The following is a 24,621-nucleotide window of genomic DNA, read 5'->3' on the forward strand; positions in this document are numbered from 1 at the left end:
GTCATCTTCCGTAGTCTCGGCGAGCGCTCAGGCGACACCGAGGTACGCGGCGCGGATGCTGTCGTCGTGCAGCAGTTCCCGCGCATTGCCGGTGCGGGTCACCTCCCCGGTCTCGAGAATGTAGGCCCGGTCCGAGCGTGACAGCGCCTGCTGCGCGTTCTGCTCCACCAGCAGCACCGTGGTGCCCTGGGCGTTGATGTCGGCGATGATCCGGAAGATCTGCGAGATCACCATCGGCGCCAGGCCCATCGACGGTTCGTCGAGCAGCAGCACCTTGGGTCGCGCCATCAGCGACCGCCCGATCGCCAGCATCTGCTGTTCCCCGCCGGACAGCGTGCCGCCCACCTGGCTGCGCCGCTCGGCGAGGCGCGGGAACGTCTCGAACACCCAGTCCAGCCGCTCGCGATGTGCCGCCTTGGACTCGAATTTGCGCCCGTAGCAGCCCATCTCGAGATTCTCGGTCACGGTCATGCCGGGGAACACGCCCCGCCCCTCCGGCGCCTGGATCAGCCCGTCGACCACCCGGCGGTGCGCCTTGACCCGCGAGATGTCCCGTCCGTCGAACCACACCGACCCGGACGTCAGCGGGCGCAGACCCGAGATCGCGCGCATCATCGTGGTCTTGCCGGCCCCGTTGGACCCCAGCAGGGTGACCAGTTCCCCCTCGTGCACCGTGAGCGACACCCCGTGCAGCGCCCGGATCCGGCCGTAGTGCACGACGACGTCCCTTACCTCCAGGAGCACCTTGCGGTCCGGCTCAGCCGATTTCGTCATCGGGCACTCCCAGGTAGGCGGCGATGACCTTGGGGTCCTCGCGGATCTCGGTGGGCAGGCCGTCGGCGATCTTGCGACCGAACTCCAGCACCACGATCCGGTCGGTCACCCCCATCACCAACCGCATGTCGTGTTCGATGAGCAGCACCGTGTAGCCGTCGTCGCGGATCTTGCGGATCAACTCGATCAGCGCCGCCTTCTCGGCCGGGTTGAACCCTGCGGCCGGCTCGTCGAGGCAGAGCAGCTTCGGTTCGGTCGCCAGGGCGCGGGCGATCTCGAGGCGGCGCTGGTCGCCGTACGGCAGGTTCTTCGCCTTCTCCTCGCCGCGGTGGGCGATGCCCACGAAGTGCAGGAGGGCCGCTGATCTCTCGATCGCCGACTTCTCCTCGCGACGGTGCCGCGGCGTGCGGACCAGCGCGCCCGGTACCGACGTGTGGTGGCGGGCGTCGGTGCCCACCATCACGTTCTCCAGCGCCGTCATCTCCCCGAACAGCCGGATGTTCTGGAAGGTGCGCGCGATACCGCGCCGGGTGATCTCGTGGCGCTTGATTCGGCCCAGCGGGCGGCCGTCGAAGGTCACCGAGCCCGAGCTGGGCCGGTAGACGCCGGTGATCGCGTTGAAACAGGTGGTCTTGCCTGCGCCGTTCGGCCCGATCAGCCCGAGGATCTCGCCGCGGCGGATGCCGAAGGTCACCGCGTCGAGAGCGGTGAGCCCGCCGAACTTCACCGTCAAGTCGTGGGTCTGCAGCAGCGTCTCGCCCTCGGCGGCGTTGATGTCCCGGTGCACACCGGCCAGTTCCTCGATGCTCACCGCGTCACCTCCTCGCGCTCCCCGGGGGCCCGCCGCAGCATGTCACGCGCCGACTTGCCGTAGGCCAGCAGCTGCTGGCGCGCCGGGAACAGACCCTGCGGCCGGAAGATCATCAGCACCACCAACGCCAACCCGAAGAACAGGTATTTCAGGTCGCCGAGGTTGACGCCGAGGAACTCGACGCCGAGCAGCCGGTTGGGCAGGTACACAATGATGAAGGCGCCGAAGACGACGCCGAGCTTGTTGCCCTGCCCGCCGAGCACCACCGCGCACAGGAACAGCATCGAGTTGATGATGTTGAACGTCGGTGGCGCCACGAACTGCACCTGCCCGGCGTACAGCGCCCCCGACAGACCGCCGATCGCCGCGCCGATCACGAACGCCCACAGCTTGAACTTGAAGGTGTTGACGCCCATCACCTCCGCGGCGTCCTCGTCCTCGCGGACCGCCACCCAGGCCCGGCCGACCCGGCTGCGCTCGAGGTTGCCCACCAGCAGCAGGATGCCGACGATCAGCACCAGCCCCAGCCAGAACCACCAGGTGCCGTAGTTCGCGTCACCGGACGAGTTCGCGCTGGAGAACACCCCTTCGGGCAGCCGCTCACTCTCGCCGACCTTCGGGTACTCGACCTCGTTGAGGCCGCGCGGACCGTTGGTGATGTCGGACAGGTTGTCGGCGAGGAGCCGGATGATCTCGCCGAACCCCAGCGTCACGATCGCCAGATAGTCGCCGCGCAGCCGCAGCGTGGGTGTGCCCAGGATCAGGCCGGCCAGCGCGGTGACCGCCATCGCCAGCGGCACGCAGGACAGCCACGCCCAGTCGGTGCTGAAAAATCCGGTCGGGCCCACTTTGTTCCACGGGCTGCTGGGGCTGGTCAGCAGCGCGACCGTGTAGGCCCCGACGGCGTAGAACCCCACGTAGCCGAGGTCGAGCAGACCTGCTTGTCCCACAACGACGTTCAGGCCGATCGCGATGATCGCCACCATCGCGAACTGCGCCATGGTGCCGCCGAAGCTGATGCCGGGGGTATCGAGAAACGGCGGGGTGAACAGCGGCAGCGCGGCCAGTAATCCGAAGCCGAGGACGCCGAACAGCCACTTGACCGGCCGGCTCAGCCCGGCCCACCATTCCCGCAGCCCGTCGCCGGGCGCCAGGAGGTTGCGGCTCATCCGTGACGCGCCGTCGCGTCCGTGCTGATCGGTCATACCCGCGCCTTCCCGAGGCTCTCCCCGAGTATGCCGGTGGGGCGGATCAGCAGGACCAGCACCAGCAGCACGAACGCCACCACGTCGCGCCACTGGGTGCCGAACACCGCCTGCCCGTAGTTCTCCATCACCCCGAGGATCAGGCCGCCGAGCAGCGCGCCGCGCAGGTTGCCGATGCCGCCGAGCACCGCTGCGGAGAACGCCTTGATGCCCAGCAGGAACCCGCCGGAGTAGATGATCCCCTGCGGCACCTTGAGGATGTAGAGCAGCGCGGCGGCCCCGGCGAGCACGCCGCCGATCATGAACGTCAGCATGATGACGCGCTCACGGGAGACCCCCATCAGCGTCGCGGTGCTCGGGTCCTGTGCGACGGCGCGGATGCCGCGCCCGAACTTGGTGCGATTGATCGCGATGTCGGTGAGCAACGCGAACACCAGCGCGGCCGCGATGATGACCAGCGTGACGTTGGAGACGGCGGCGCCGAAGATCTCGAACTGGGTCTTGGGCGCCACTAGGTTGATCGGCTGCTGGGCGTTGCTGCCGCCGTAGCCGTCGATGATCGACGGCAGGATGAAGTGCACGAATTCCTGCAGGACGAACGACATCCCGATGGCGGTGATCAGGAAGGTCAGCGGCCGGGCGCCGCGTCGGCGCAGCGGCCGGTACGCCACGAACTCCAGGCCCACCGCCGCACCGCCGGAGACCAGCATCGCGAACAGCATCGCGATGCCCAGGTAGAGGACGGTCAGCGCAATGCCTTTGTTGTAGACGTTGCCCGACGGGGTGAACCCCAGGATGAAGTCGAGGCAGAAGTAGGCGCCGAACATCCCGAGCATGAATATCTCGGAATGGGCGAAGTTGATCAACCGCAGGACGCCGAACACCAGGGTGTAGCCGACGGCCACCAGCGCGTAGATCGCCCCCCAGGACAGGCCGTCGATCGTCAACTGCCAGAAGCCGTCCCGCAGGCCGTCGATGTTGAAGTTGATGTTCGCGGCCAGACAGGCGGACTGGGCGACGCACTGATCGATCATCCGGTGACGGGCTCCCTCGCGTGCAGCGATGCCTCGACCGAAACGCGTCCGAGCCGTGGCGGTCTCGGACGCGTTTCCGTCTCGGGGCTTACTGGACCTTGTACATCCAGATGAGCGTGCTGGTCAGCTCACCGTTGGGAGTCCACTGGTAGTTGCGGGCGACGCCCTGGCCGTTGTAGTTGCGGACGTAGTCCAGCAGTGCCTGGCGGGTGATGGCGCCGGAGTCGATGCCCTTGAGCAGGATGGTGCCCAGGTCGTAACCCTCGGTGCTGTAGGTGCCCGGCTCCTGACCGAACTTCTGGGTGTACTCCTCGGCGAACCCGCCGGTGGCCGGACCGCACGGGCAGGACAGCAGCGCGTCCTTGGCGGATTCCCCGGCCTGCTTGACGAATTCGGGGTCCTTGGTGCCGTCGGCGCTGACGAATGTCGCCTCGACGCCACCGTTCTTGAGCTGCTGCACGAACGGCGCCGCCTCGGCGTAGTAGCCGCTGAAGAACACCGACTGCGGTGCGACGCCCTTGATCTGCGTGACGGCGGCCGAGAAATCTTTGTCGCCCTTCTTCACCGAGATGTTGCATCCGGGATCGGCCGCCGGGCCGAGGGTTTCGCGCACCGTCTGCGCGAGACCCAGGCCGTAGTCGGTGCTGTCGTCGACCACGCACACCTTCTGGTTGCCCAGCGTGTTCTTCAGGTAGTTGGCGACCGACGGTCCCTGCACCCCGTCGTTGGCCAGGCCGCGGAAGAAGGTGCGCCAACCCCGTTCCGAGAGAGTCACATTCGTCGCGGACGCGGTGGTCGCCACCAGCCCGGCCTGGTTGAACACGTCGCCGGTGGCGTTGGTCTCACCGGAGAACGCCGGGCCCACCAGGCCGATGGTGTACTGGTCGTCGACGATCTGCGGCGCGATCGCCGACGCCTTCTGCGGATCGCCCTCGGTGTCGAAGGTCTTGAGCTGCACCTGGCAGCCCGGGTTGGCGGCGTTGTGCTTGTCCACCGCGAGCTGCACACCGTTCTTGATGTTGATGCCGAGCGCGGCGTCCGGGCCGTTGAGCGCTCCCGCCATCGCGATCGACAGGGGCGGGCACGTGGCCTTGCCGTCTCCGGCGGGGTCGGCGGGTGCGGCGCCCTCGGCGGCCTGCACCTCGGCGCCGTTCTCGTCGATCTGCACCTGTTCGACGATCTTCAGATCGGTCTGCGCCGCTTCTTCTTCGGGGGTGGACTGACTGCAGCCGGCAAGGCCGAGCGCCAGCAACCCCGCGCTGCTGAGGGCAAATGCGTTCCGTGCCATGCGACCGCGCACGTTTCACCTCCGGATGTGGGTTTCCATCGGCATCGGCTCCGCAGACCGCGAGAAGTCAGGGCGCTGACGCTTCCGGTAGAAGATAACCAACGCATGGCCGGAGTGCGTCATGTTGGGAAATGCTTGGCGCGCCGCGTCGGTCGGAACTCGACGAACGACGATTCCGAAACCTCGTGTTTACCTGTCCGCGGCGTCCGCGGCTACCCCGCGGTGCTGTCGCCCGTCGGAGTGTCCAGCGTCTCGAGCACCACCTCGGCGACCCGCTTCATCGTCGTCCGGCGGTCCATCGCGGCGCGCTGAATCCACTTGAACGCCTCGGGTTCGCTCATCCCCTGCTTGGCCTGCAGCAAACCCTTGGCGCGTTCGACGAGCTTGCGGGTCTCCAGCCGGTCCGACAGCGAGGCCACCTCGTCCTCGAGCGCGGTGATCTCGCTGAACCGACTGACGGCCACCTCGATGGCCGGAATCAGGTCGTTGACGTTGAACGGTTTGACCAGGTACGCCATCGCGCCGGCATCGCGGGCCCGCTCGACCAGTTCGCGCTGACTGAACGCGGTCAGGATGACGATCGGCGCGATTCGCTTGCCGGCGATCTCCGAGGCGGCGTCGATCCCGTCGCGGCGCGGCATCTTGACGTCCATGATCACCAGATCGGGCCGCAGGCTCTCGGCGAGTTCGACCGCCTCCTGACCGTCGCCCGCCTCACCGACGATCTCGTAGCCCTCGTCGCGCAGCATCTCGGCCAGGTCGAGCCGGATGAGTGCCTCGTCCTCGGCGATGAGGACCCGGCGCGGCGTAGGCGGGTCAGTGGGTGAGCCGGTCATGGACTCATTGTGGCGGTACGGCGGCCGATCAGCGACCGCGGGTCCATCCTCTATGGTGGGAGACCGCACCCCCGCGCTCGCCCCTGTAGCCCAACCGGCAGAGGCACACGACTCAAAATCGTGACAGTGTGAGTTCGAATCTCACCAGGGGCACCACCACGCGCGACGCGGTGGGGAACGCGATCACGCCCGCATCGGCAATCGCTCCGCCGGATCTCGATCAGCCACTGCACACACACCGCACTTCGGCGTCCGGCCGCGCGCAAATTATTTGCACTCTCAAATTGCTTCGTCGGCGCCATTTCTTGAAAGCTCAAATAAACCACTTCACCGCGGAAACAAATTTGCCGGGACGGCCGAGCGCGCGAGGGTGGCCGAATGTAATCTGCTGCGTCATGAGAATCCGCCGTGGCGTTGCCCACAGCGCTTGGCTCCGATGGTCCGGGCGGTACGCCGCCGCCGTTGCGGACAGCGCCGCCGGTCCGTCCCTGTGAGAGTCACCGGACAGGAATCGAGCGCGCAGCAGCCGAAAGCCGAACGCCCCGATCAGTTATTGGCCGTCGGTACCCAAGATCGGCGCTCCGCGGAACGGGGGTTCCGCCCGGACATCGAAGGGTTGCGCGCGGTAGCGGTGCTGGCCGTGGTGCTATTCCACGCCGATGTGCCCGGCCTGCGTGGCGGATTCGTTGGTGTCGATGTTTTCTTCGTCATTTCCGGGTTTCTGATCACGGGTTTGCTCTGGCGCGAAGCCAGCGCGAACGGCACGGTGAGACTCCGCAATTTCTACGCCGCGCGAGCTCGCCGCCTGCTGCCGGCATCGGCCGTGGTCGGTGTGATCACCATGATCGGGGCGGCGCTACTGCTGCCTCCGCTGCAGGTCGCGTCGGTGGCCATGGACGGCATCACCAGCGCGTTGTACGTCAGCAATTACCGGTTCATCGGCTCGGGCGTCAACTACTTCGCCGAGAGCAGCCTGGCGTCTCCGTCGCCGTTCCAGCACTACTGGTCGTTGGGCGTAGAGGAGCAGTTCTACCTGGTGTGGCCGATTCTGATCATCGGAACGGCATGGCTGATCCGGCGCCTACGCCGGCTCGACACCAAGGCGGCGGCGACAGCGTCGGTACGCCCGTACGTCGTCATCCTCGGTCTGGTCACCGTGGTGTCGTTCGCGCTGTCGCTGTTCATCACCTACCTGGTTCCGCCGGTCGCGTTCTTCTCGCTACCCACCCGGGCGTGGCAACTCGCCGCGGGCGGCCTGATCGCGCTGACCGTCACCCAGTGGCGGCGGATGCCGGCCGTGCCCGCCGCGGTCACCGGGTGGACGGGCCTGGCGCTGATCCTGCTGGCCTGCACCTGGCTGAGCTCGGCCACCCGCTATCCGGGAATCGCGGCGCTGTTGCCGACCCTCGGCGCCGTGCTGGTGATCGGCGCGGGCTGCGCCCAACCGTCGCGAGGGTGTGGTCGCTTGCTTTCGACGAGGCCGATGGGCGCCATCGGTAGGGTGTCGTACTCCTGGTATCTGTGGCACTGGCCGGTACTGGTGTTCACGCCGCTGGTGGTCGGGCATGCGATCGGATTGGCCGGGAAGTTGACGGCCGTCCTGGTGGCCGCTGGGCTCGCCGTGTTGACCATGCGCTTCGTCGAGGATCCATTGCGGTTCTCCCCGCGCATCCGGCGCTCCGCGTGGGCCGGCCTCGGGCTGGGCGGCGCAGTCACCGCGACCGCGGTCTGCGTGGCCCTGGTGACGCCGATGCTCCTGCCCAACCCGGCCAGCCGCGGGCCCGTCGCCACGCCGGTCCGCATCGCGGCGGCGACCGTGCCCCCGGGCTCGGATCCGACGGCGTACGACGCGGCGGTGCGCGCCGTCTTCGACCAGGCACAGGCCGCGGTCGCGGCGTCGGTCGACATCCGAACCGTTCCGTCGAACCTGACCCCGAACCTGTCCGAACTGGGGTCGCAACAACTGTCCATCCTGAGCGGCGGCTGCCTCCTGGTGGTGCCGTTCGACACCGAGCAACCCGAATGCGCGACCGCCGACACCTCCTCGGCGACGACGGTGGCGCTCATCGGTGACTCGCGCGCGGCGATGTACCACCCGGCGTTCGAACAGGCCGCGACCCAGCGGTCCTGGCGGTTGGAGATGCTGGCCAAGGCCAGCTGCCCGATCGTGGAGCTGCCGGTCTCCGATCAGTTCAACGGCCTGGCCGAACAGTTCCAACGCTGTGCGCAGTGGCGCGGAGAAATCCTGACCCGCGTGCAGGCCGAGCCCCCGCAGCTGGTCGTGGTGGCGTCGGCGCGGGCGTACGACGCCACCGGCGTCCACACGATGACACCGGGCCTGAAGATGTTCGACGACGCATGGCTCGACGGACTGAGCCGCCTGGTGCAGCAGCTCCGCGACACCGGCGCCCAGGTGCTGGTGCTCGGTCCGAGTGTCGACCTGCCGATGTCGGCTCCGCTGTGCCTGTCGGCCCATCCCGAGGACGTGACCACGTGCGCCGCGGTGCGGGGTGAGAAGTACGCCCGCGGGATCGCCGCCGAGGCCGCCGCCGTCGAGGCGGCCGGCGGCCGGTACACCGACGTGACCGGCCTGTTCTGCGCCGGCGACCGCTGCCCGGTCATCGTGGGCAACACCCTGGTGTACTTCGACGCCGGCCACCTGACGCGCGAGTACGCACAGCACTTGGCGCCGGCGATGGGGGCGCTCGCCGACCGCGCGCTCGCCCACCGGTGATGGCGGGACCTGACCGCCCGGCAGGGCGAATGTCTGCCGGGTGACCCCGCAACGGCGATACGCTGCGTCGGTGGCTGTCCGCGAGGTCCGGCGCACCGTCTGCATGCCCGACGTGGCGCTGCACAACCGGGTGCCCGCACGCACCCGGCACTGGGCAGAGACCGTGGTGCGCCGGCTCCGGGTCCTCACCATCGCCACCTGGATCGCCGCTGCGGTGTCGGTGTTGTTCGGGGTGCTGCAGTTGTTCATCGGCGGTGCCGGCTGGTGGATCGGGCTGCTCAACCTCGTGTGCGGGGCGATGTTCATGGCGATGCCGCTGCTGTACCGCTTCGGGGCGCTGATCGCGCCCCTGACGTTCTTCGTCGTCGCCTATCTGTCGGTGAGCTTCATCTGCTATTCGATCGGCACCGATTCGGGGCTGCAGTTCTACTTCCTGGTGGCGGCGTCGCTGGTCGTGCTGGTCCTGGGTATCGAGCGCATCGTGCTGTCGGCGGTATTGGTCACCCTCGGCCTGCTGGCCACGATCCTGCTCGAGGTGTTCGTGCCCGGCGACCGCGGCCTGGGCCCGCCCTGGATGCTGACCGTCGGGTTCGTCAGCTCGACGGTGGGTTCCACGGTCATGGTGTTCGCGACCGTCTGGTACGCCCTGCGCGAGACCGACCGCGCCGAACGCGCGATGGAGGCCGAGTACCTACGGTCGGAGACCCTGCTGACCAACATCCTGCCCGCGCCCATCGCCGCCCGGCTCAAGGATCCGGCGCACACGATCGTCGCCGACAAGTACGACGACGCGTCGATCCTGTTCGCCGACATCGCCGGCTACACCGAACGCGCCAGCGACACCCCGCCCACCGATCTGGTGCGATTCCTCGACGCGCTCTACACCCGACTCGACGCGCTGGTCGACCGGCACGGCCTGGAGAAGGTCAAGACCAGCGGCGACTCCTACATGGTGGTCAGCGGCGTCCCGCGGCCGCGGCCCGACCACGTGGAGGCGCTGGCCTGCCTGGCGCTGGACATGGCCGACGCCGTCGCCGGTCTGCAGGATCCGCTGGGCCGGGCGGTCCCGTTGCGGATCGGGCTGGCTGCGGGTCCCGTGGTGGCCGGAGTGGTGGGCGCCCGCAAGTTCTTCTACGACGTGTGGGGCGATGCGGTCAACGTGGCCGCACGCATGGAGACCACCGACGTCGAGGGCCGGATTCAGGTGCCCCACAACGTCTATGAACGCATCCGCCACGCCTTCGTGCTCGAGGAACGCGGCGACGTCGACGTCAAGGGCAAGGGTGTGATGCACACCTGGTACCTGGTCGGCCGCCGCGATGACGCCGCGGTGCGCGATGCCGTCGAGCTGCCCGCTACCGGACGAACAGTGACGTCACCAGCTGGTTGATCCGGCGCCGCGGCCACCCGGTCAGGCCGTCGCTCGCCAGCGCGGCGCGCGCCGCGTTGCGCCCGCACGCCCCGTGCACTCCCCCGCCCGGGTGCGCGCCCGCGCTGCCGAGGAACAGCCCGTCGATCGGCGTCTCCGCACGACCGAATCCCGGTGTGGGACGGAAGATCAGCTGCTGCTGCAACTGCGCGGTGCCGCCGTTGACCGCCCCGAACACCAGATTGGCGTCCGACGCCGTCAGATCCGACGGCCGCTGGATGAACTTGCCGACCACGTGATCGGTGAATCCGGGTGCGTGTTCCTCGAGCACCCGGTCCACCGCCTCGGACAGCCGGTCTGCGGACGCATCGTCGGCCACCTCGCGCGGCAGATGCGTGTAGGCCCAAGCGCTTTCGGTCCCCGCCGGCGAGCGGCTGGGGTCGGCGGTGGTCATCTGCCCGAAGAGCATGAACGGATGCTCGGGCACCGTGCGGGTGTTGAGGTCGGCCATCCACCGCACCAGCCCGTCCGCGTCGGCCCCCAGGTGCACGGTTCCGGTGTCGGCCAGGTTCTTGGAGCGCCACGGGATCGCCGCGTCCAGGGCGTAGTTGATCTTCAGCACCGGGGTGTCCCAGGTGAAGTGCTCGAGGTCGTCGAGCACCCGCGACGGCACCGCCGCGCGCGGCAGCAACTCGCGGTAGAGCGCGGGGGCGGACACGTCGGCCACCACCGCCCGCCGGGCGGCGACGCTGTGGCCGCCTGCGGTCCGTACGCCGACCGCGCGACCCTCCCGTACCTCGACGCCCTCGACCGGCTGGGCGCAGTGCACCTGCGCACCGGCGAATTCGGCGCGGCGGACCAGCGCGGCGGTGAGCTGTCCGGCACCGCCGACGGGGACGGGCCAGCCGCCGTCCTGGGCCATCATGATCAGCATCAGGCCCATGACCCCGCTGCCGGGCGCATCCACCGGGACGTCGGCGTGCAGCGCATTGCCGAGCAGCAGCAGCCGGGCCGCGTCACCGGCGAACAGCTGTTTGGCCATCTCCCCGGCGGGCAGCACCAGCCGGTGCACCAGTCGCAGGGCCTCGGCGGTGCCGAGGCGGCGCAACAGCCCGACGGGTCCGCGCAGTGGCGGGAACGGGGTGAACAGGCTGGCCAGCAGCGGTTCCCTGATCTGCTGCCACAGCTCGAACAGTCGCAACCAGTTGTCCCCGTCGGCGGGGTGGTTGCGGGCGAGTTCGGCGGCGGTGCGGTCGACTTCGCGGTAGATGACCGGGGCGTCCTCGTCGGCGGCCGAGCGCGGGTGGCCGACGACCGCGGGCGCATGGGTCCACCGCAACCCGTGGTCCTCCAGCCCCAGCCCGGCCAGCACCGGCGACGCCACCGACAGCGGATAGAACGCGCTGTAGAGGTCGCTGACGTAGCCGGGGATGCGTTCGGCGCTGCGCACCGCGCCGCCGGGCTCGGGTTGCGCTTCGAGCACCACGACGTCCCAGCCGGCGTCGGCCATCAGGGCGGCGGCGACCAGTCCGTTGTGGCCGGCGCCGATGACGACGGCGTCCGCCTCAGTCGGTATCGGCGTCACTGGACTTCCGGCGCTCGGCGAGGAAAGCGAGGCGGCGCAGCGATTCGTTGTTGCGCGGCCACACCGCCATGTCGGACAACCGCTCCGGCATCAGCTTGCCGATGCCGGAGATCGGAAACTCCTGCATGGCGACGCGGCAGCCGGTGGGGGTCTCGAACAGCCGCAGAACGATGCGCGCCCCGCCGAACGGCCGCCCCTTGGCGTGCAGCACCAGCTCCTCGGGTGGGGTCGCCTTCTCGACGACCGTCTCGTCGTTGAGCATCACCGGCCAGACGCCGATGGAGTGGTGGATGGCGGTGCCGGGTGCGGGCCACTCGGTGTCGACGGCCCGCATCCTGCTGTTGCCCACCACCCACTGCGAATAGGTCCACCCGTCCGCGATCACGTCCCACACCTGCTGGCGTGACGCGGCGATGTCGCGTGTCACTGTCACGCAACAGGCATACCCGTCCGCCGGATCTTTAGACCTTGCGGTTCTCCGACTTGATCAACCAGGCCAACTTCTCCAGGCCGTCGATCAGCTGATGCAGGATGTCGGCGGTGCTCGGATCCTCGGCGTCGACCGCGTCGTGTACCGCCCGCATGGTGTCGACGGTGGCCTGGATGCGGGTGGTGATCAGGTCGACGACCTCGCCGGTGCTGCGCTCGTAGGCGGGGAACTCCGGAAGGCTGGTGGTCGCGACCACGGTGTCCGACCGGCCGTCGGGCACCGCGTCGAGCGCGCGCATCCGCTCGGCGATCGTGTCGCTGCCCGCCCTGGCGAAGTCGACCAGTTCGTCGAGCTGCAGATGCAGGTCACGGAAGTTGGTGCCGACCACGTTCCAGTGCGCCTGCTTGCCCTGCAGGTGCAACTCGATCAGGTCGACGAGGACGCGTTGCAGATTCGCGGCGAACTCGGGGCCCGCGACGAAACCCTGAATCTCTGCTTCGGTACGACGTGAGGTGTTCATACCCTGATCAACGCTCACTGATCTGGAATCAGTCCAAATTACTGGGTGATCGGTGTCACAGAGTCCTGCTGGTCCTGCGCGGCCAACAGCCGGGCGTATCCGGCGCCCATCCCCAGCAGGACTAGTCCGACCACGATGAAGACCACCACCCGGAAGATGCCGTCGAGGGTGCCCAGGTCGAACAGGAACAGCTTGGCCATCGCCGCGGCGACGAGCGTAAGACCACCGCCGATCGGCACCGACCGCTGCGCGCGGGGCCGCCGCGCCGCGTAGCCGAACAGGGTGGCCGCGGCGGCGATCCAGCAGATCGTGGCGGCGACGTGACCGGCGAAGAACCCTCCGCCGACACCGCCGACCACCACGCCGGCGGTGACCGTGAACGTCGTGGTGGCGTAGATGGCCACGGCCGCCGTGCCGCCCCACAGCACCCGCACCGCTTCGGCGTCCGCCACGCGGCCGGCCCAGGCGACGGCGAGCGCCGACGCCGCGGCGACCAACAGGACACTCGAGATGAGGATCGCGACCGTATCGGGCCCGCTCAGCGCGGTCGGCTCGACCAGCGAGCTCGGCGGCGCGTAAACCACGTACAGTCCGCCGCCGACCGCGGCGAAGCCCACCGCGGCCCAGCGCGCGACGGTGTCGCGCCGGCCTGCCACGGCCACCACCGCCGCCATCGCGAGCAGCAGCGGCATCGCCAGTTCGCCCTCGAAGGCGACCGTGACCGCGATCAGCGCGCTGATCGCGCTGAGCGCCGACCACACCTGCCGCACCACCCCGGTCACGGCGGGCAACCGGTCAGTGAGCACGATCGCCAGCAGCGCCGTCGACAGCGCGGCGATCATCAGCGCCGCCACCACACGGTCAACGGCCAGCGACACACACAGCACCGGCGCCACCCCGGCCACCGTCAGCAGCGCGAGCACCGCCGGCCGAGTCGTGGACGGCAGGAGCAACAGGGCGCCGGCCAGTGCCAGCAGCGCCGCCACACCGCAGGCGGCGGCCAGCAGCAGGTCGTCGTCGCCGCCGATGGCGGTGCCGACGAGCGCGATCAGCAGCGGCAGCGTCACCGCCGCGGTGCGCGCGGCGTGCATCCCGGCCCAGTCCCTGCCGAGCTGGACCGGCAGCGCGGCCGCCGACAGTGAGAGCATGAAGGCGATGAGTGACAGGGTCACGCCGTCGGTGAGCAGCGGGGCGAGTCCGATCAGCGGCACCAGCACCAGTAGCGCGAGGTGCTGGGAGTCCCACCGCCGGGCCAGGGTCAGGCCTGCTCCGCCGACCGTCGCGGCGACCACCAGCCCGACGGGTGCGGCGATCCACTCGTAGATCGTCGTCACCGCCACCACGTCGATGTAGGCGGCGGCAATGCCGGTGGCGGCGAGCGCGATTCCGCCCACGCGGCCCCCGGCGCGGCCGTTCATGCGGCATCCGGCAGTCACCAGCGCGGCCGCGAGCAACGCGCCGGCGCCGACCCGGATCTCCGGCCGCAAGATCCCGGCCTGCGCGGCGAGCACCAGGAGCAGCACCACACCGATGAGCGTGACGCCGACGCCGGCCACGGCGAGCACCTTGCCGATCCAGCCCTCCGACCGTTCCCGTTTCGGCGCAGGTGCCGGCGGTGTGGGTGCGGGCGGGGGCAGCGGCCGGGGCGGGGCCGGCGCAGGCACGGGCGCGTACTGCGGCCAGTACACCGGCTGCGGCGCCGGCTGCGGTCGCGGCGCCGGCTGCGGTTGCGACGCGGGTTGCGCGGTCAGGAGCCGGTCGAGTTCGGTCAGGTCGGACGACACCCGGGCGAGTTGCCCCGACAGCGCCGCGAATTCCGAGGACAGGCGCGCGATGACGGCATGGTGCGATTCGCTCATGGTTCTCATCGTCGCGACGCGCGACCCGGCGCGGATGAGTAGGACTACCCGACTTCGCTACTGATCGAGGCCGTGTTCGATGGCGTAACGGGTCAACTCGACGCGGTTGGCCACCTGTAACTTACGGAACGTCGCCTGTACGTGGTTCTCGACCGTGCGGTGGCTGAGCGACAGCCGCGCGGCGATCTGGCGGGCCGTCAGTCCCTTCGCCACCAGCCGCAGCACCTCGGTCTCGCGCTCGGTCAGCCTGGGCGCCGCCGGACCCGTGTCCGGACCCGCCGCGATGCGGCGGTACTCCCCGAGCACCAGACCGGCCAGCCCGGGCGTGAACACCGCCCGCCCCTCGGCCGTCGCCCGCACCGCCGCGGCCAGTTCGGCCTTGGACGCGCTCTTGACCAGATACCCGGTGGCGCCGGCCTTGACCGCCTCGAGCACGTCGTCGCGCTCGTCGGACGCCGAGAGCACCAGCACCCGGCAGGACGGTGACACGGCCAGCACCTCGGCCGTCGCCTGCGCGCCGTCGCCGTCGGCCAACCGCATGTCCATCACGACCACATCGGGTTTCACGACGGCCGCCCGCCGGCGCGCCGCCGCCACCCCGTCGGCGGTCGCGGTCACCGAGAACCCGCCGTCGGCGAGGTCACGCGCCACCGCGTCGCGCCAGATCGGGTGGTCGTCGACCACCATCACCGTCGTCGCGGTCGAGTCGTCAGCCACGTCCGCCCTCCTCACGCGTGCGCGGCACCGTCATCTCCCATTCCGTGCCGCTGTCGGGTCCGGTGTGCAGTGTCGCGGTGCCACCCAGCGATTCCAGCCGTCCCACAATGGATTTCGCGACGCCCATTCGGCCCTGCGCGGCCGCCTCGGCCAGCCGGCCCGCGGGGATGCCGACTCCGTCGTCGCGCACGGTGACGGTCACCGCGTCCCCGAGGTCCTCGACGAGCACGTACGCGCGGGCACCGGGTCCGGCGTGGGCGGCGACGTTGTCGAGTGCGTTGACCGCCGCGGCGCACAGTTCGGTGGCGACGCGGGCGTCGAGCAGCACGGGCTGCGCCGGCACGCTGACCGAGATGCCGTCGGCCGCCCGGCGGCGCAGCAGCGCCCCGATGTCGGTGCGCTCCCCTTCCCCGACCGTCGTGTCGGCGTCGCTGACCAGGCGGCGCAGCGCCCGCTCCTGCTCGCCGGCGAGCTCGGCCAGTTCCGCGGTGGGCCCACCGATCTCGCGGCCGCGGCGGGCCACCAGCGCCAGCACCTGGATTGCGCCGTCGTGCACCTGACGGGAGAGCCGGTTACGTTCCTCGAGCGCGGCGGCCAGCCGGGTGGCGCGTTCGAGTTCGGCGTGCGCGCGGCGCGCGGTCTGGGCGGCCATACCCACCACCAGCCCGACGGCGAGCTCGATGACGATGGTGGCGTTACGGCCGACGTTGATGCTGACGTAGCCCTTGAGCACGGCGTACGCGGCCATCACCACCAGGCCGGTGACCATGCCGGAGACCGAGCCGCGCAGGATCGCCGCGGAGATCACCGCATTGGTCGCCCACAGCGTGGTCGGCCACGACTGGTTGTCGAGCACCCACTGATCCCCGGCCACCACCTCGGTCGACAGCATCAGCGCCACCACGACCACGATCTCCGCCACCACCCACGCGGTCGTGCGGCCGAAGCCCTGCAGGTAGGCGACCGCGCACGCCGCGCTCCAGGCGATCAGTACCGCGAACAGCGTCCACGCGAAACCGGGCCGGTCCAGGTCGTCGTTGACCGCGATCTGGAAACCCAGCGCATAGCCGCAGCTGAGCAGCCGGAAGACCTGCGCCGCGCGCCACAGCGGCGTGGCCGGATCGGCCGCCACCGGCATCACATCACCTTGGACAGAAAGGCTTTCGTGCGTTCCTGCTGCGGATTGCTCATCACCTCGCGGGGGTCGCCGCTCTCGACGATGACCCCGCCGTCCATGAACACCAGCTTGTCGGCGACCTCGCGGGCGAACCCCATCTCGTGGGTGACGACGAGCATGGTCATCCCCTCCGAGGCCAGCTTCTTCATCACCGCCAGGACCTCGCCGACCAGTTCGGGGTCCAGCGCGGAGGTGGGCTCGTCGAACAGCATCAGCTTCGGGTTCATCGCCAGCGCGCGGGCGATCGCCACGCGCTGCTGCTGACCGCCGGAGAGCTGCGCCGGATACGCGTCGGCCTTGGCGGCCAGCCCCACCTGGTCGAGCAGATCCCGCGCCCGGGCCACCGCGTCCTGTTTCTTGACGCCCTTGACGTGGATCGGCGCCTCGATCACATTCTCCAGCGCGGTGCGGTGCGGGAACAGGTTGAAGTGCTGGAACACCATCCCGACGTCGCGGCGCTGCCGGGCCGCCTCGCGTGGTTTGAGCTCGTGCAGTTTGCCGCCGCGTTCCCGGTATCCGACCAGTTCGCCGTCGACGTACAAGCGTCCGGCGTTGACCTGCTCGAGGTGGTTGATGCACCGCAGGAACGTCGACTTGCCCGAACCGGACGGGCCGACGATGCACAGCACTTCGCCCTTGGCGACATCGAGCGTCACGCCCTTGAGCACCTGCAGCGCACCGAAGTTCTTGCAGACACCCTCCGCGCGCACCATCGTCATGGCTGAGTCGCGGGGCTGGGCTGCTGCGGTCATGGGTGCGGCTCCCCCTGCGCCTTGGCCAGCGCCTCGAGTTGTTTGGTGGTCAGCTTCCGCGACGCCCCGCGGGAGAAGTACCGCTCCAGGTAATACTGGCCCACCATCAGCACGCTGGTGATCGCCAGGTACCAGGTCGCCGCCACCAGCAGCAGGGGTATCGGCTGGAAGATGACCCCGGCGATGTCACGGGCCCGGCCGTACAACTCCAGGCTGTAGGGCACCGCGGTCACCAGCGACGTCGTCTTGAGCATGCTGATGATCTCGTTGCCCGTCGGCGGGATGATGACGCGCATCGCCTGCGGCAGCACGGTGCGTCGCATGGTCATCGACCACGACATCCCCAGCGCCGTCGACGCTTCCGACTGCCCCTCGGGGACCGAGCTGATGCCGGCGCGGATGATCTCGGCCATGTACGCGGCCTCGTTGAGGCCCAGGCCGATGATGGCGAGCGTGAAGCTGATCTGCAGACCCTGCAGATTCATCTCGAAGAAGGACGGCCCGAACGGGATTCCGATGCGGATGTTCTGGTACAGCGTCGGGAACAGCCCCCAGAACACCAACTGCACGTAGACCGGTGTGCCACGGAAGATCCATAGGTACACCCACGCCACGGACTTGAACACCGGGTTCGGCGACAGGCGCATCACCGCGAGCGTCACGCCGAGCACCAGAGCCAGCAGCATCGAGAAGATGGTCAGCTGCAAGGTGTTCCACGCGGCCTCGGAGATCCGCTTGTCGAACAGGTACTTGACGTAGGTGTCCCAGCCGTAGGCCTCGTTGGTGGCCGCACCGTAGAGGAACAGTGCGACCAGGACGATGATGACGACCGCCGCCACCCACCGCCACGGATGCCGCAGCGGTACGGCGTCGATGGCGGCGGGGTCGGCGCGTGGCGACGGGTCGGCGGAGGTCATCGTGTGCGGTCGATCTCCGTCAGCTGATCGCGCCGTTGATCTTCGGTTCGTCGATCATGCCGTCCTCGACGCCCCAGTTCTTCGCGATCTGCTCGTAGGCACCGGACTCGATGAGGTGTTGGAGTGCCTGCTGCAGCGACTGCGCCAGCGGCGACCCCTTGGCCACCGGCCAGCCGTAGGGCGCGGCGTCGAAGATCTCGCCCGCGGCCTCGAGTTTGCCGTTGCTCTGTTTGACCGCGTACGCGGTCACCGGGGAGTCCGCCGACATCGCGTCGGCCTGCCCGAGCACCACGGCGTTGGCCACCGCATCCTGCTCGTCGAACTTGATGATCTGGATCGGCGGCTGACCCGCATCGGTGCACGCCTTGCTCTTGGCGGGCAGCTCCTCGGTCTCCTCGATCGTGGTCGACTGCACCGCGACCCGCTTGCCACAGGCGTTGTTCGGATCGATCGACCCGCCCGCCTGCTGCGCCCACTGGATACCCGCGGAGAAGTAGGTGACGAAGTCGACCGACTCCTCGCGCTCTTTGGTATCGGTGAACGACGACATGCCGACGTCGTAGGTGCCCCCCTGGATGGACGGGATGATCTTCTCGAAATCCGACTCGCGGTACTCGGCGGTCACCCCCAGGGTGGAGGCGATCGCGTTCATCAGATCGACGTCGAATCCGACGATCTTGCCGCTGGGATCCTTGAACTCGTTCGGCGCGTACGGCACGTTGACGCCGACGATCAGCGAACCACGGTCCTTGATCGGCTGCGGCAGCGTGTTGGCGATCTCGTCGACCTTGGCCGCCGACGCAGCGGTGGTCTCGGTCGTCGGTCCACTGGTGTCGGTATTGCTCGCGCACCCCGACAGCGCCATCGCGCCGCTCGCAGCGAACACCACTGCGAGGCGCCACATCTTCCCTCGACGGATCTGACATCCACCTGACACGGTTAGCCTCTTCTCTCTGACGGGTCGTCGCGCCCCAAGGCGACGAGGTTAACGACCATGGTCCTGGCGCGCACTTCCGGTAACGGAACATTAACGACCCCGCACCCTCGACACAGCCGTACTGTGAAATCGCCGCGTGTCATCAGGCCCTATGCCACACTGCGCGCATGCAAACTACCGCTGCCCCAACCATGTTGCGGCATCTGTGGCTCTACACGCTGGTCTCGGGGCTGCTCGCGATCCTGCTCGGTGTCCTCATCTTCGTGCGGCCGGCCGCGGCGATCATCGTCACGGCGATCTTCTTCGGAGCCTATCTGCTCGTCACCGGCGTCGCGCAGGTCGCGCTCGCCTTCAGCGTGCGGTCGTCGTTGGGCGGCCGGGCTCTGCTCTTCGTCAGCGGCGCGGCAGCACTCGTGCTGGCCGTGCTGTGCTTCGTCAACCTGTCGAACTCGATCGATCTGCTGGCGATCTGGATCGGTATCGGCTTCATCTTCCGCGGCGTGGCGACCGCGATGTCGGCGTTCAGCGACCAGTCGCTGCCCGGGCGCATCTGGGAGATCGTGGTCGGCGTGATCAGCGTGATCGCCGGCATCATCATGTTCGCCGCCCCGCTGGAGGGCCTGGTGGCGCTGACCCAGGTGACCGGCATCATCCTGGTGGTCATCGGGGTGTTCGAAGTGGTGGCGGGCATCCGGATCCGCACGGAGTCCCGTACGGCGTCCCACCCGGCGACCCGGTGACGTAAGCCACCCCGACCAGGGCCTAAAGACCCTGGTCGCGGTGCGCCCACCGCTACTACACTTTGTCGTAGACGAGTGTGGTCACTGTGGAAGTGGGTCAGATGGACGCGTTGGACGTATCGCGGTGGCAGTTCGGCATCACCACCGTGTACCACTTCATCTTCGTCCCGCTGACCATCGGCCTCGCGCCGCTGATCGCGGTGATGCAGACGGCGTGGGTGATGACCGACAACCCGGTCTGGTACCGACTCACCCGGTTCTTCGGCAAGCTCTTCCTGATCAACTTCGCCATCGGCGTCGCGACCGGCATCGTGCAGGAATTCCAGTTCGGCATGAACTGGAGCGAGTACTCGCGATTCGTCGGTGACGTCTTCGGGGCGCCGCTGGCGATGGAGGGCCTGGCCGCGTTCTTCTTCGAATCCACGTTCATCGGCCTGTGGATCTTCGGGTGGACCCGGCTGCCCCGTCTGGTGCACCTGGCGTGCATCTGGATCGTCGCGATCGCGGTCAACCTGTCGGCGTTCTTCATCATCGCGGCCAACTCGTTCATGCAGCACCCGGTCGGCGCGCGATTCAACCCGGACACCGGCCGGGCCGAACTGACCAGCATCGTCGCGCTGTTCACCAACAACACCGCGATCGCGGCGTTCACCCACGCGATGGCCGGCTCGTTCCTCACCGCGGGGACGTTCGTGGCGTGCGTCTGCGCCTGGTGGATGGTGCGTTCACACCGCTCCGGCGGTTCGGATGCGGCCGCGCTGTTCCGGCCGGCGACCATCCTCGGCTGCCTGGTCGCGCTGATCGCCTCGGCCGGACTGTTCTTCACCGGCGACATCCAGGGCAAGCTGATGTTCGAACAGCAGCCGATGAAGATGGCGTCCGCGGAATCGTTGTGCCACAGCGAGACCGACCCGAACTTCTCCGTGCTGACCGTAGGCACCCACAACAACTGCGACAGCGTCGTTCACCTCATCGAGGTGCCCTACGTGCTGCCCTATCTCGCCGAGGGAAAGCTGAGCGACGTTCACCTCGAGGGTGTGCAGGACCTGCAGGAGCAGTACGAGCAGAAGTTCGGCCCCGGCGACTACCGGCCCAACCTGTTCGTCACCTACTGGTCCTTCCGGGCGATGATCGGCCTGATGGCGGTGCCCGTGCTGTTCGCGCTCGCGGCGCTGTGGCTCACCCGGCGCGGCCGGATTCCCGACCAGCGCTGGTTCTCCCGGTTCGCGCTGCTGACCATCCCAACCCCGTTCCTGGCCAACAGCGCCGGATGGATCTTCACCGAGATGGGCCGCCAGCCCTGGGTGGTGGTGCCCAACCTCGACGGTGACCTCACCGTCCGGCTCACCGTCGGCGAGGGCGTGTCCGGGCACTCGGTCGGCATGGTGTGGACCTCGCTCATCACGCTGACCCTGGTGTACGGAGTGCTCGCGGTCGTCTGGTTCTGGCTACTGCGGCGCTACATCGTCGAGGGCCCGCAGGAGCACGACTCCGAGCCGACCCCGCCCCGCCCGCCCGGTGACGACGAAGTCGCCCCCCTGTCGTTCGCGTACTGAGAGGCCGCCATGGGACTTCAGGAACTCTGGTTCATCCTCCTGGCCGCGCTGTTCCTCGGCTTCTTCGTGCTCGAGGGATTCGACTTCGGCGTCGGCATGCTGATGCCCTTCTTCGGACGCGCCGCCCGAGACCGCGGCCCCGGCGCCGTCGAGCGGCACCGCCGCGCGGCGCTGAACACCATCGGGCCGGTGTGGGACGGCAACGAGGTCTGGCTGATCACCGCGGGCGGCGCCATGTTCGCGGCGTTCCCCGACATGTACGCCACCATGTTCTCCGGGTTGTTCCTGCCGCTGCTGGCGATCCTGTTCTCGATGATCGTCCGCGTGGTGGCGATCGAATGGCGCGGCAAGATCGACGATCCGACCTGGTACCGCTGGGCCGATGTCGGCATCAGCCTGGGCTCCTGGGTGCCGGCGGTGTTGTGGGGGGTGGCGTTCGCCGCGCTGGTGCGCGGGCTACCGGTCGACGCGGACAAGCAGATCCACCTCGGCTTCGGCGATGTGCTCAACGCGTACACCCTGCTCGGCGGCCTGGCCACCGGCGGGCTGTTCCTCCTGCACGGCGCCGTGTTCGTCGCGCTCAAGACCGAGGGCCCGATCCGCGAGGACGCGATGCGGTTCGCCGGACTGATGGCGCTGCCGGTCACCGCGCTGGTCGGCGGCTTCGGCTTGTGGACCCAGCTCGCCCACGGCAAGAGCTGGACCTGGCTGGTGCTCGCCGTCGCGGTGGTCGCCCAGCTCGCCGCCGTGAGCCGGGTCTGGGCCGGCCGCGGGGAAGGATGGGCCTTCGCCTACACCGCCACCGTCGTCGTCGCCGTCGTGGTGCTGCTGTTCGGATGCCTGTATCCGAACCTGATCCCCTCGACGCTCGACCCCCAGTGGAGCCTCACCATCGCCAACGCGTCGTCCTCGCCGTACACGCTGACGGTCATGAGCTGGGCCGCGCTGGTGTTCGTGCCCCTGGTGGTGGGCTACCAGGGCTGGACGTACTGGGTGTTCCGCAAGCGCATCTCCGCCGACCGGATCCCGGCCCCCATCGGGCTGCAACGCCGGTGAACCTCTGGCGCGTCTCCGCGGCGATGCGGCGCTACCTGGCCGCGTCGGTGCTGTGCGGCGTCGTCGTCAGCGCCGTCACGATCGCCTCGGCGGTCCTCACGGCGCGCGTGGTGGCCGGGGTGATCACCGACCCCACCTCACGCACGCTGGGCCACTGGGCGGGCGACCTGTTCGCGCTCGCCGCGCTGTGGGTGGTGCGCACGGTCGCACAGTGGCTGCAGGGCCGGCTGTCCCAGCGCGGCGCGACCGCGGTGATCGCCGAACTGTCCGCCAAGGTGCTGGCGACCGTCACCGCGCTGCCGCCGCGCGAGCTGGCCGGGGTCCGCGACGACGCGGCCGTGGTGGCCGGCCGCGGCCTCGACGGGCTGCGCCCCTTCTTCACCGGCTACCTGCCCGCGGTGTTCCTGGCCGGGCTCCTCACCCCCGCCGCGGTTCTGGCGATCGCGGTGGTCGACTGGCGGTCGGCGCTGATCGTGCTGATCGCCCTGCCGCTGATCCCGATCTTCATGATCCTCATCGGCCTGGTCACGCGGGACCGTTCCGAAGCGGCGCTGACCGCGCTGACGACGCTGCAGTCCCGGCTGCTCGACCTGGTCGCCGGGATCCCCACCCTCGCGGCGCTGGGCCGGGTGACCGGTTCGGCCGACCGCATCGCCGAACTGTCTGCCACGCATCGCCGCTCGGCGATGGCGACGCTGCGGATCGCGTTCCTGTCCGCACTCGTGCTCGAGCTGCTCGCCACGCTCGGTGTCGCGCTCGTGGCCGTCAGCGTCGGCCTGCGCCTGGTGTTCGGTGAGATGACATTGACCGCCGGGCTCACCGCACTGCTGCTGGCGCCCGAGGTGTTCTGGCCGCTGCGCCGCGTCGGCGTGGAATTCCATGCCGCACAGGATGGGGAGACCGCCGCCGACCGGGCGATGCGGATGCTGCAGGTCGCACCCACACCGCCGGCGGGCACCCGCACCGTGCCGGCCCGCGGGGCGGTCATCCACCTCGACGCACCCGCGGCCGACGTCCACCCCGGTCGGGTCACCGTCCTGACCGGGCCCAACGGCTGCGGCAAATCGACCACGCTGCAGGCGCTCCTCGGCCTCAACGCCCCCGTCGCGGGCCGGATCACCGTGGCAGGCAACGACGTGGCGGAGCTGGATCTGCAGGCGTGGTGGAAGCAGGTGTCGTGGCTGGCGCACCGGCCGGTGCTGGTCCCCGGCACGGTGCGCGAGAACCTCGAGCTGTTCGGCTCGCTCGCCGACGCCGGGGCGGCGTACCGCGACAGCGGTTTCGACGATGTGCTCGCCACACTGCCCGACGGGCTCGACACCGTGCTGGGCCGCGACGGCATCGGGTTGTCGCTGGGCCAGCGCCAGCGGCTCGGGCTGGCGCGCGTCTTCGGGTCCCGCGCCGCCGTCCTGCTGCTCGACGAACCGACCGCCCACCTCGACGCGGCGCTCGAGCGGCGGGTGCTGGCCGCGATCACCGCGCGGGCCCGCGCCGGGGCGACCGTGCTGATGGTCGGCCACCGCGAACCCGTGCTCGCCGCCGCCGATCTGGTGGTGCCGATGGGGGCTGGTGTCCTTGCCGACCACTGATCCGCTGCTGCGGCTGACCCTCGACCTGCTGCGGCCCCGGCTGCCACGCCTGCTGCTGGCGATCACGCTGGGCGTGCTGTCCCTCGGCAGCGCCCTGGCCCTGGCCGCCGTCGCCGCCTGGTTGATCACCCGCGCCTGGCAGATGCCGCCCGTGCTCGATCTCAGCGTGGCGGCGGTGGCCGTCCGCGCCCTCGGAATCTCCCGCGGCGTGCTGGGCTACTGCCAGCGCCTCGCCGCCCACGACGTGGCGCTCAGCGCGGCCGGTAGCGCACGCACCGAGCTCTACCGGCGCCTCGCCGGCGCCCCGCCCGAGGTGTCGCTGCGGCTGGCGAGTGGCGCACTGGTCAGCCGTGTCGGCGCCTCGGTGGACGACCTGGCCGACGTCATCGTGCGCGCGGTGCTGCCGGTCGCGGTGGCCGCGGTGCTGTCGGTGGCGGCGGTCGCGGTGCTCGCGGTCATCTCCCCCGCGGCGGCGGCGGTGCTGGCGGCCTGCCTGCTGGTCGCCGGCGTGCTGGCACCGGCACTGTCCGCCCGTGCGGTCACCCGCGCCGAGACCGTGGCGGCCGAACACCACGCCGACCGCGACGCGACCGCGATGCTCGCCCTCGACCACGCCGCCGAACTGCGGGTCAGCGGACGGCTGGACGCGACGATCGCCGGAGTCCGGCACCGCCACGAACAATGGGGCGACGCCACCGATCGCGCCGCCGCCCCGGCCGCCGTCGCCGCCGCCGC

At 69.5% G+C, this 24,621-nt stretch carries 22 protein-coding genes and 1 tRNA gene; 8 read left to right on the plus strand and 15 right to left on the minus strand.

The features are described from left to right. Positions 1-27 precede the first annotated feature (27 nt). The 6 genes from E4P42_RS22915 to E4P42_RS22940 all read right to left on the minus strand — a co-directional run bounded on the left by E4P42_RS22915 (position 28) and on the right by E4P42_RS22940 (position 5,948). Positions 28-774: an ABC transporter ATP-binding protein gene (locus tag E4P42_RS22915; RefSeq protein WP_135128406.1), complete on the minus strand. Its 747-nt coding sequence runs from the start codon at positions 772-774 to the stop codon at positions 28-30. Further along, entirely contained in the window at positions 758-1,585 is an 828-nt protein-coding gene (locus E4P42_RS22920; protein ID WP_135128407.1) for an ABC transporter ATP-binding protein, read from the minus strand. The genes E4P42_RS22915 and E4P42_RS22920 overlap by 17 nt, the downstream gene beginning before the upstream one ends. After that, entirely contained in the window at positions 1,582-2,790 is a 1,209-nt protein-coding gene (locus tag E4P42_RS22925; protein WP_135128408.1) for a branched-chain amino acid ABC transporter permease, read from the minus strand. Before E4P42_RS22925 ends, E4P42_RS22920 begins: the two co-directional genes overlap by 4 nt. Further along, positions 2,787-3,824, minus strand: a complete 1,038-nt coding sequence (locus tag E4P42_RS22930; protein WP_135128409.1) for a branched-chain amino acid ABC transporter permease — start codon at positions 3,822-3,824, stop codon at positions 2,787-2,789. The genes E4P42_RS22925 and E4P42_RS22930 overlap by 4 nt, the downstream gene beginning before the upstream one ends. Before the next feature lie 88 nt (positions 3,825-3,912). Then, positions 3,913-5,124, minus strand: coding sequence for a branched-chain amino acid ABC transporter substrate-binding protein (locus E4P42_RS22935; protein ID WP_167759587.1), 1,212 nt, complete (start codon positions 5,122-5,124; stop codon positions 3,913-3,915). Between the two features lie 200 nt (positions 5,125-5,324). After that, positions 5,325-5,948: an ANTAR domain-containing response regulator gene (locus tag E4P42_RS22940; RefSeq protein WP_135128410.1), complete on the minus strand. Its 624-nt coding sequence runs from the start codon at positions 5,946-5,948 to the stop codon at positions 5,325-5,327. Between the two features lie 79 nt (positions 5,949-6,027). On the opposite strand from E4P42_RS22940, the gene E4P42_RS22945 reads away from it, so the two are divergent. The 3 genes from E4P42_RS22945 (at position 6,028) to E4P42_RS22955 (ending at position 10,072) form a co-directional block, all read left to right on the plus strand. Beyond that, positions 6,028-6,104 (plus strand) — tRNA-Leu (locus tag E4P42_RS22945). A gap of 280 nt (positions 6,105-6,384) precedes the next feature. Then, positions 6,385-8,682 (plus strand): acyltransferase family protein, encoded by a 2,298-nt coding sequence (locus E4P42_RS22950; protein ID WP_135128422.1) that lies wholly within the window; start codon positions 6,385-6,387, stop codon positions 8,680-8,682. A gap of 103 nt (positions 8,683-8,785) precedes the next feature. Beyond that, positions 8,786-10,072 carry an adenylate/guanylate cyclase domain-containing protein gene (locus tag E4P42_RS22955; RefSeq protein ID WP_135128423.1) on the plus strand — a complete coding sequence of 429 codons (1,287 nt, stop codon included), beginning with the start codon at positions 8,786-8,788 and terminating at the stop codon, positions 10,070-10,072. Here the strand turns inward: E4P42_RS22955 and E4P42_RS22960 are convergent. From E4P42_RS22960 to E4P42_RS23000, 9 genes are read right to left on the minus strand one after another with little or no spacing between them, the layout of a single operon-like run. Further along, positions 10,038-11,636, minus strand: coding sequence for an NAD(P)/FAD-dependent oxidoreductase (locus E4P42_RS22960; protein WP_256371189.1), 1,599 nt, complete (start codon positions 11,634-11,636; stop codon positions 10,038-10,040). The genes E4P42_RS22955 and E4P42_RS22960 overlap by 35 nt on opposite strands. Next, complete coding sequence (locus E4P42_RS22965; RefSeq protein ID WP_135128411.1) at positions 11,617-12,069, minus strand: SRPBCC family protein; 453 nt, start codon at positions 12,067-12,069, stop codon at positions 11,617-11,619. Before E4P42_RS22965 ends, E4P42_RS22960 begins: the two co-directional genes overlap by 20 nt. 28 nt (positions 12,070-12,097) lie before the next feature. Then, positions 12,098-12,586 carry a Dps family protein gene (locus E4P42_RS22970; protein ID WP_135128412.1) on the minus strand — a complete coding sequence of 163 codons (489 nt, stop codon included), beginning with the start codon at positions 12,584-12,586 and terminating at the stop codon, positions 12,098-12,100. A gap of 38 nt (positions 12,587-12,624) precedes the next feature. Further along, positions 12,625-14,445, minus strand: coding sequence for a DUF2339 domain-containing protein (locus tag E4P42_RS22975; RefSeq protein ID WP_135128413.1), 1,821 nt, complete (start codon positions 14,443-14,445; stop codon positions 12,625-12,627). A 57-nt stretch (positions 14,446-14,502) separates the two neighbouring features. Continuing rightward, a complete protein-coding gene (locus E4P42_RS22980; RefSeq protein WP_135128426.1) occupies positions 14,503-15,132 on the minus strand; it encodes a response regulator transcription factor in 630 nt (209 codons plus the stop codon). Positions 15,133-15,154: 22 nt separating this feature from the next. Next, on the minus strand, positions 15,155-16,300 hold the full coding sequence (macS, locus tag E4P42_RS22985; protein WP_135128414.1) for a MacS family sensor histidine kinase: 1,146 nt from the start codon (positions 16,298-16,300) through the stop codon (positions 15,155-15,157). Further along, entirely contained in the window at positions 16,300-17,052 is a 753-nt protein-coding gene (locus E4P42_RS22990) for an amino acid ABC transporter ATP-binding protein (protein ID WP_167759593.1), read from the minus strand. Before E4P42_RS22990 ends, macS begins: the two co-directional genes overlap by 1 nt. A gap of 35 nt (positions 17,053-17,087) precedes the next feature. Next, entirely contained in the window at positions 17,088-18,008 is a 921-nt protein-coding gene (locus E4P42_RS22995) for an amino acid ABC transporter permease (RefSeq protein ID WP_135128415.1), read from the minus strand. A 19-nt stretch (positions 18,009-18,027) separates the two neighbouring features. After that, on the minus strand, positions 18,028-18,912 hold the full coding sequence (locus E4P42_RS23000) for an ABC transporter substrate-binding protein (protein ID WP_135128416.1): 885 nt from the start codon (positions 18,910-18,912) through the stop codon (positions 18,028-18,030). A 200-nt stretch (positions 18,913-19,112) separates the two neighbouring features. Between E4P42_RS23000 and E4P42_RS23005 the strand changes: the two genes are divergently transcribed. The 5 genes from E4P42_RS23005 to E4P42_RS23025 all read left to right on the plus strand — a co-directional run. After that, a complete protein-coding gene (locus E4P42_RS23005) occupies positions 19,113-19,685 on the plus strand; it encodes an HdeD family acid-resistance protein (protein WP_135128417.1) in 573 nt (190 codons plus the stop codon). 101 nt (positions 19,686-19,786) lie between these two features. Next, entirely contained in the window at positions 19,787-21,241 is a 1,455-nt protein-coding gene (locus tag E4P42_RS23010) for a cytochrome ubiquinol oxidase subunit I (protein WP_135128418.1), read from the plus strand. A 9-nt stretch (positions 21,242-21,250) separates the two neighbouring features. Next, complete coding sequence (cydB, locus tag E4P42_RS23015) at positions 21,251-22,297, plus strand: cytochrome d ubiquinol oxidase subunit II (RefSeq protein ID WP_135128419.1); 1,047 nt, start codon at positions 21,251-21,253, stop codon at positions 22,295-22,297. 23 nt (positions 22,298-22,320) lie between these two features. Next, complete coding sequence (gene cydD / locus E4P42_RS23020; protein WP_135128427.1) at positions 22,321-23,886, plus strand: thiol reductant ABC exporter subunit CydD; 1,566 nt, start codon at positions 22,321-22,323, stop codon at positions 23,884-23,886. Further along, on the plus strand, positions 23,873-24,621 hold a 749-nt coding region (locus E4P42_RS23025), incomplete at its 3' end, for an ABC transporter transmembrane domain-containing protein (RefSeq protein ID WP_245234179.1). The genes cydD and E4P42_RS23025, both read left to right, overlap by 14 nt.

The organism is Mycobacterium sp. PS03-16 (genome assembly GCF_004570325.1).
Taxonomy (GTDB): Bacteria; Actinomycetota; Actinomycetes; order Mycobacteriales; family Mycobacteriaceae; genus Mycobacterium.

Bases quoted from the DNA above. Each gene is read 5' to 3' on its own strand.
- macS (WP_135128414.1), bottom strand. From the start codon at position 16,300: ATGCCGGTGGCGGCCGATCCGGCCACGCCGCTGTGGCGCGCGGCGCAG.
- E4P42_RS22915 (WP_135128406.1), bottom strand. From the start codon at position 774: ATGACGAAATCGGCTGAGCCGGACCGCAAGGTGCTCCTGGAGGTAAGG.
- E4P42_RS23010 (WP_135128418.1), top strand. From the start codon at position 19,787: ATGGACGCGTTGGACGTATCGCGGTGGCAGTTCGGCATCACCACCGTG.
- cydB (WP_135128419.1), top strand. From the start codon at position 21,251: ATGGGACTTCAGGAACTCTGGTTCATCCTCCTGGCCGCGCTGTTCCTC.
- E4P42_RS22925 (WP_135128408.1), bottom strand. From the start codon at position 2,790: ATGACCGATCAGCACGGACGCGACGGCGCGTCACGGATGAGCCGCAAC.
- E4P42_RS22950 (WP_135128422.1), top strand. From the start codon at position 6,385: ATGGTCCGGGCGGTACGCCGCCGCCGTTGCGGACAGCGCCGCCGGTCC.
- E4P42_RS22970 (WP_135128412.1), bottom strand. From the start codon at position 12,586: ATGAACACCTCACGTCGTACCGAAGCAGAGATTCAGGGTTTCGTCGCG.
- E4P42_RS22940 (WP_135128410.1), bottom strand. From the start codon at position 5,948: ATGACCGGCTCACCCACTGACCCGCCTACGCCGCGCCGGGTCCTCATC.
- E4P42_RS22930 (WP_135128409.1), bottom strand. From the start codon at position 3,824: ATGATCGATCAGTGCGTCGCCCAGTCCGCCTGTCTGGCCGCGAACATC.
- E4P42_RS22990 (WP_167759593.1), bottom strand. From the start codon at position 17,052: ATGGTGCGCGCGGAGGGTGTCTGCAAGAACTTCGGTGCGCTGCAGGTG.
- E4P42_RS23000 (WP_135128416.1), bottom strand. From the start codon at position 18,912: ATGTGGCGCCTCGCAGTGGTGTTCGCTGCGAGCGGCGCGATGGCGCTG.
- E4P42_RS23005 (WP_135128417.1), top strand. From the start codon at position 19,113: ATGCAAACTACCGCTGCCCCAACCATGTTGCGGCATCTGTGGCTCTAC.
- E4P42_RS22980 (WP_135128426.1), bottom strand. From the start codon at position 15,132: ATGGTGGTCGACGACCACCCGATCTGGCGCGACGCGGTGGCGCGTGAC.
- E4P42_RS22975 (WP_135128413.1), bottom strand. From the start codon at position 14,445: ATGAGCGAATCGCACCATGCCGTCATCGCGCGCCTGTCCTCGGAATTC.
- cydD (WP_135128427.1), top strand. From the start codon at position 22,321: ATGCGGCGCTACCTGGCCGCGTCGGTGCTGTGCGGCGTCGTCGTCAGC.
- E4P42_RS22995 (WP_135128415.1), bottom strand. From the start codon at position 18,008: ATGACCTCCGCCGACCCGTCGCCACGCGCCGACCCCGCCGCCATCGAC.
- E4P42_RS22955 (WP_135128423.1), top strand. From the start codon at position 8,786: ATGCCCGACGTGGCGCTGCACAACCGGGTGCCCGCACGCACCCGGCAC.